Genomic DNA, 6,261 nt, shown 5'->3' with positions numbered 1-6,261 from the left:
TGCCAATCAGGCATTTACCGGCTTTATCACCGGCAAGCTGCTCGATTCGTTCATCATCTTTTTGATTTCCGTTGTGATTCTCAATATCATGAACATGCCGTTTGCGATGCTGGTCAGCGTGATTATCGGCGTGACCAATATTATCCCGTTTTTTGGCCCGTTTATCGGCGCGATTCCATCCTTTATTATCATTTTCATCGTATCTCCGCTGCAATCACTGTATTTCCTGATTTTTGTCCTGCTGCTTCAGCAGTTTGACGGCAACATTCTCGGCCCGAAGATTTTGGGCAACTCCACCGGTTTGTCCAGCTTCTGGGTTCTGTTCTCTATCCTGCTGTTCGGCGGCCTGTTTGGCTTTGTCGGTATGCTGATTGGCGTGCCGCTGTTCGCTGTCATCAAACATATCTTGGGCGACATCATTGCGCGCAGTCTGAGAAAGAAGAATCTGCCGATACAGGCGACAGACTATGCTTGGCTGGAATCCATAGATGAACAGGGACATCCGGTTCATCTGCCTGCGCGGACGGAACAAAATAAGCAGGAGACTCCGAAGCAAGCAGAGACATCCGATGAAACGACATCGGAGGGCAAATAGGAGGAACCGGTTTGGCAAGGGGAAGAGATGCCGCGCTGGACAACCTGAAGGGGCTGCTCATCATCAGCGTGGTATATGTACACATCTATGATATGCTGGGACAGAAGACGCCGCTGCTGTTCACGATCCGGACAATCGTGCTCGCTGTGCAGATGCCGTTGTTTCTGTTCCTGTGCGGATATTTTGGAAAACATGCGGAAAAACGCCGCGATGCCGCCTGGGCGGAATATCTCATTCCGTTTTTACTGTTTAATACGCTGTATTATCTCATGCGTGCGGGACAGGAGCCGGGGATGCAGTATACTCTGCTCCGCCCGCTCAATATGTATTGGTTTTTGCTGACACTGCTGATTATCCGCGTGCTGATGCCGGAGCTGCTGCGCATTCGCTGGCTGCTGCCGATTTCGCTCGTCGTTGCGCTGTTGGTCGGCGGCGATCCGAGCATTGGGCGGGATTTGTCGCTGTCGCGAACCATTTGCTTTTTGCCGTTTTATCTGCTCGGATACTATTGTACGCCGGAGCAGATGGGGCGCATTCGCAAGATCCCGCTCCCGATTGCGTGGTTCGGCGCGGGCGCGGGAGCCTTTCTCGCGCTGTGGATGACGGATATTTTGCCGACGAAAAAAGGCTCCAGCCATCCGTTTCAGCTCGTCAATTCCTATGCGCGGCAGGGGCTGACGCCGTGGGCAGGCATGGAATTTCGACTCGCCATGTATCTGGCGGCGCCGCTGCTCGGCATCTTGCTGCTGCGCATCGTGTGCTCTAGGCGCGGCTTGCTGACGAGCATCGGCAAGGGCAGCATGACCGTGTACATGCTGCACGCGTTTCCGATGCTGTGGATTGTCGGACATTGGGGCTTTGTCTGCAAAATCATCAATTGGTTCATGCCGAGCTTTGCGCATCTCAAATATCCGGGAAAGCTGGCGGGCGGCGTGCCGCAGCTGATTCTTTTGGTGCTGTATTCCTTTCTCCTTTCTTGGCTGCTCAGTGCGCCGCCGATTGTGCGCGCGTATGACCGCTTTATCGAGGAAATGAAGCTGTGGCTGTTCCGTTCGACAAAAAAACAGGAAAAAACACAAGAAACCGATAACGTGCAGGAAAATTAAGGGATTTCCTGCACGTTTCTTATCGCCAAATTTGCGCAGGATGATTGCATTATGGGGTATGTTTTGCTATAATGCAGTATGTATTGGTGGCAGTGCGCCATCATGGTTTTTCGTTCATCGAAAAACGAGAAAGGAGGCTGTGCATCTTGGATAAGCGACTGGCAAGAATTCTGGAGCCGGGCTTCGGCATGTATTTTGTGGTGTTCTTGATCTTCGCCTGCGTGAGTGCTTTTTTCTCTCTGTTTTTGGCGTTGTTTGAGATGGCAGTCTGCGCCATTCTGTATATTTATTATGTAGTGACCATGCGCCGCCGCAATCAGGAGATCTTACAATATTTGGAGAGCCTGTCCGGCGGAACAGACAACGAGACCAGACAGAACTTTATTGATATTCCGATGCCGATTACCGTCTGCATGATTGGAAACGGGCAGGTCATCTGGTGCAATGAGCAGTTTCACTCCGTGTACGACATGCATGACAGCTTGTTCGAGCAGACGCTGGAGGATATTATTCCGGGCTTTGACACCTCTTGGCTGACAGAGGACAAATCCGTATATCCGTCTGAAGTCAAAATCGGCGAGAAGTATTATATGGTGATCGGCTCGCGCGTGCGCCCGATGGACGGCAGCACCAGCGTGTTGATGACGCTGTATTGGCTGGATTGTACCGAGCTGATTTCGCTTCGACAGAAGTATGAGGAGACACGGCCGGTTGTCTCGATTATCTCGATTGATAACTACGAAGAACTGGTCAAAAATGCCAATGATTCGGAAAAGTCAACCATGCTCGCGTCTATTGACAATCGCATTGCCGAGTGGGCAAAAGATATTGAAGGTGTGCTGCGGAAATTTGACCGCGATAAGTATATTTTCGTGATGGAAGAGCGCAATTTGGCGCAAATCACGCAGGATAAGTTCTCTGTGCTCGATGCGGTGCGCTCTATTGTGTCGCGCGAGGGCATCAATGCCACGCTGTCCATCGGCATTGGCAGAGACGGCAAGACCTTACAGGAAAAATACGAGTTTGCCCAGCTCGCGCTGGATATGGCGCTGAGCCGCGGCGGCGATCAGACGGTCATCAAGAACCGGTATGCGTTTGAGTTCTTTGGCGGCGTTGCCAAGGAAGTCGAGAAGCGAACCAAGGTAAAATCCCGTGTCATGGCAAATGCACTGGGTCAGCTCATGCGCGACTCGTCGCAGGTATTTGTCATGGGACATCATCATTCGGATATTGACGCGCTGGGCGCCGCTGTCGGCGTTGTCTGCGCCGCGCGCAGCAGAGGAAAACAAGTGCATGTTGTCCTGCACCGCGCACAGACGCTCGCGATGCCGCTGCTGGAGCGCGTAGAGGCGAGCGGCGACTATGACGGCGTGTTTATCGAGCCGGAAGAGGCAGAAGAGCTGATTGACGGCAACAGCCTGATGGTCGTTGTCGATACCAACCGGCCGGATTTTGTCGATGCGCCGGAGCTGCTGTCTCGCTTCCGCAAGGTCGCTGTCATTGACCATCACAGACGTGCCGCAGATTATATTGAAAACTGCGCCGTCAATATGCATGAACCGTCGGCATCTTCTGCCAGCGAGCTGGTGAGTGAGCTGCTGCAATATATGGTACCCAATCAGACGATCAGCCGCGTCGAGGCGGAGAGTCTGCTGGCGGGTATTTTTCTGGATACCAAGGGCTTCTCGATTAAAGCTGGTGTGCGCACGTTTGAGGCGGCGGCGTATCTGCGCCGCGCCGGTGCGGACATGATTGCCGTCAAGCGGCTGTTTCAGAATTCCTTTCAGGATTATATGCAGCGCGAACGCGTCATTTCGTGCGCGGAGAATGCACCGGGCGGTATTGTTGTCGCGGTGGCAGACTTTCCGGTCACGCGGCCGACAGCGGCGCAGGCGGCGGATGAGCTGCTCAATATCATCGGCGTGCGCGCCAGCATTGTGGCGTTTCCGAATGGAAATGACATTGTGGTGTCCGCGCGTTCCATGGGTGCAGTCAATGTCCAAGTGCTCACCGAGATGCTTGGTGGCGGCGGCAGCCTGACGGCAGCCGGTGCGCAGCTGAGAAATACCGATTGGCTCAGAGCCAAGGAACAGATCATGAAGGCAATCGAAGCCTACTTGGATCAAAACACACAAGACGACGAATAACGATACCAACATTGGAGGTTTTTCATTATGAAAGTTATTTTACAGCAGGACGTAAAGGGTCAGGGCAAAAAGGGTCAGCTCGTAGAAGTCTCTGAGGGATACGGCAGAAACTTCCTTCTGCCGCGCAAGCTGGCAGTTCTCGCAAACGCAGACAACATGAACCAGATGAAGCAGGCGGAGGAATCCAAGAAGCATCGTCAGGCTGTGGAGCGCGCAGAGGCTGAGGCAAATGCCAAGAAGTTTGAGTCCATCATGGTACATCTGACGGCAAAGGGCGGCACCAGCGGCCGTATCTTCGGCTCTGTCACCAGCAAGGAAATCGCAACCCAGCTCAAGAAGGAGCACGGCATCGAGATCAGCAAGAACAAGATCGTCATGGACGAAGCCATCAAGAGCTTCGGCACCTATGAGCTGAAAGTCAAGCTGTATCCGGAAGTTGTCGGCAAGCTGAAGGTTCAGGTTACTGAGGTAGAGTAATGCATCCAGCCTCCCCTAACGGGGAGGTGGATTTTTCATCTTTCACGAAAGGAGCGAACAAGCATGGCGATGGATGAACTGCTGTCGCGGCAGCTGCCGCAGGCGGTGGAAGCGGAACAAGCGGTCATTGGCTCTATGCTGATCGACCCATCGTGTATTCCGGAGGTCATTGAGCTGCTGCGGCCGGAGGACTTCTATGCAGAGGAAAATCGCCGCATTTTTGAGACCATTTTCTCGATGTTTACGGATTCTGTCCGCATTGATGCCGTGACCGTGCTCAATGAGCTGAAGATGAACGGTCTGTACGATGATGCAGGCGGCAGAGCGTACTTGGCACAGCTCATGGATGTCACGCCGACGGCTGCCGGTGTGCGCGAGTATGCCCATATCATTCGAGATAAGAGTATGCTGCGTGAAGTCGCCGCGGCGGGCGCAGATATTCAGGCGATGGCATATGAGGGCGCAGGCGAGGCAAGCGACATCGCGGAAGCGGCAGAACAAAAGATTTATGCCGTCCGGCATGGCCGCGAAGTACAGGGCTTGTCTCCGATTAAAAGCGTCATTATGGACGTGTACAATCGCCTGGATGAGCTGTCCCAGAGCGAAAACGGTCTGCCGGGACTGCCGACCGGCTTCCATGATTTGGACAGACGGCTGACGGGTCTCAATAAATCCGACTTGATTTTGATTGCTGCTCGTCCGGGCATGGGCAAGACGGCGTTTGCGCTCAATGTCGCGCTGTATGCGGCGAAGCACACGAGCAAAGATGTTGTGCTGTTTCAGCTCGAAATGAGCAAAGATCAGCTGGCATCCCGTCTGCTGTCGCAGGAGGCCGTGATTGATTCGCAGAAGCTCAAGACCGGCGATTTGGACCCGGAGGACTGGACAAAAATGGCGCGGGCTGCCAATGTGCTGGCAAAGACGCACATTTATGTCGATGACAATCCGGCGATTACCGTGGCGGAAATCAAGGCGAAATGCCGCCGATTGGGCGACAATCTCGGCCTCATCTGCATCGACTATTTGCAGCTGATGCAGTCGGGCAAACGCAATGAGAGCCGCGTCAATGAGATTGGCGAGATCTCGCGTGCGATGAAGATTATGGCGAAGGAACTCAATGTTCCGGTTGTTTGTCTGTCGCAGCTGTCGCGTGCGGTGGAAAAGCGTGAGGACAAGCGTCCGATGCTGTCGGATTTGCGTGAATCCGGTGCGATTGAGCAGGATGCAGACATCGTTCTGTTTATTTACCGCGATGATTACTATGATGATGAGAGCGAAGAGAAAAACAACGCCGAAGTCATCATTGCCAAAAACCGACACGGTGCGACCGGCTCTGTCTTTTTACAGTGGATCGGTCAGTACACCACGTTTTATAATCAGGATCGAAGGCACGAATGAAACAGCTGGTACGTCATACGATCAGACAATATCATATGCTGCCGGATGGCGCGCGCGTGCTGTGCGGACTTTCCGGCGGCGCAGATTCCGTCAGCTTGGTGCTGTGCTTGCAGGAGCTGGGCTATCAGGTCTGTGCTTGTCATCTCAATCACGGGATGCGCGGCGCGCAGGCGGATGCAGACGAAGCGTTTTGCCGAACGCTCTGCGAAGCGCATGACATCCCGTTCGTATCCGAACGATGCGATGTATTTGCAGAGGCGGAAAAGCGAAAGCTGTCCGCAGAGACTGCGGCGCGGGAAATCCGATATGATTTCTTTGCGCGGTGTGCCGAGAGACTGCACGCACCGTATTTGGCGACAGCGCACACCGCGGATGATAATTTGGAGACCATGCTGTTTCATCTGATTCGCGGCACGGGCAGTGCCGGTCTGGCGGGAATTCCGCCGGTGCGCGGCAATATTGTGCGTCCGCTCATCGCTGTGGAACGGCAGCAAGTCGAACGGTTTTTAATAGAACGCGGGCAGGATTGGTGCACCGA

At 53.8% G+C, this 6,261-nt stretch carries 6 protein-coding genes; all 6 read left to right on the top strand.

All coding sequences use genetic code 11. The features are described from left to right. Positions 1-595, top strand: a 595-nt coding sequence (locus ACR0P9_RS06405) for an AI-2E family transporter (protein WP_432618415.1), incomplete at its 5' end; no start/stop codon positions are given. Between the two features lie 11 nt (positions 596-606). After that, complete coding sequence (locus ACR0P9_RS06400; protein ID WP_432618413.1) at positions 607-1,701, top strand: acyltransferase family protein; 1,095 nt, start codon at positions 607-609, stop codon at positions 1,699-1,701. A 146-nt stretch (positions 1,702-1,847) separates the two neighbouring features. Then, entirely contained in the window at positions 1,848-3,848 is a 2,001-nt protein-coding gene (locus ACR0P9_RS06395; protein ID WP_432618411.1) for a DHH family phosphoesterase, read from the top strand. Positions 3,849-3,875: 27 nt separating this feature from the next. Next, positions 3,876-4,325, top strand: a complete 450-nt coding sequence (gene rplI / locus ACR0P9_RS06390) for a 50S ribosomal protein L9 (protein WP_432618409.1) — start codon at positions 3,876-3,878, stop codon at positions 4,323-4,325. Between the two features lie 63 nt (positions 4,326-4,388). After that, positions 4,389-5,723 (top strand): replicative DNA helicase, encoded by a 1,335-nt coding sequence (dnaB, locus tag ACR0P9_RS06385; RefSeq protein WP_432618407.1) that lies wholly within the window; start codon positions 4,389-4,391, stop codon positions 5,721-5,723. Next, on the top strand, positions 5,720-6,261 hold a 542-nt coding region (tilS, locus tag ACR0P9_RS06380), incomplete at its 3' end, for a tRNA lysidine(34) synthetase TilS (RefSeq protein WP_432618405.1). The genes dnaB and tilS, both read left to right, overlap by 4 nt.

The sequence above is a fragment of the Butyricicoccus sp. genome (assembly GCF_050872565.1).
Taxonomy (GTDB): Bacteria; Bacillota; Clostridia; order Oscillospirales; family Butyricicoccaceae; genus Butyricicoccus_A.
The sequence above is the reverse complement of the archived record's forward strand: the minus strand, read 5'-3'. Positions and strand labels throughout refer to the sequence as shown.

Bases quoted from the DNA above. Each gene is read 5' to 3' on its own strand.
- rplI (WP_432618409.1), top strand. From the start codon at position 3,876: ATGAAAGTTATTTTACAGCAGGACGTAAAGGGTCAGGGCAAAAAGGGT.
- dnaB (WP_432618407.1), top strand. From the start codon at position 4,389: ATGGCGATGGATGAACTGCTGTCGCGGCAGCTGCCGCAGGCGGTGGAA.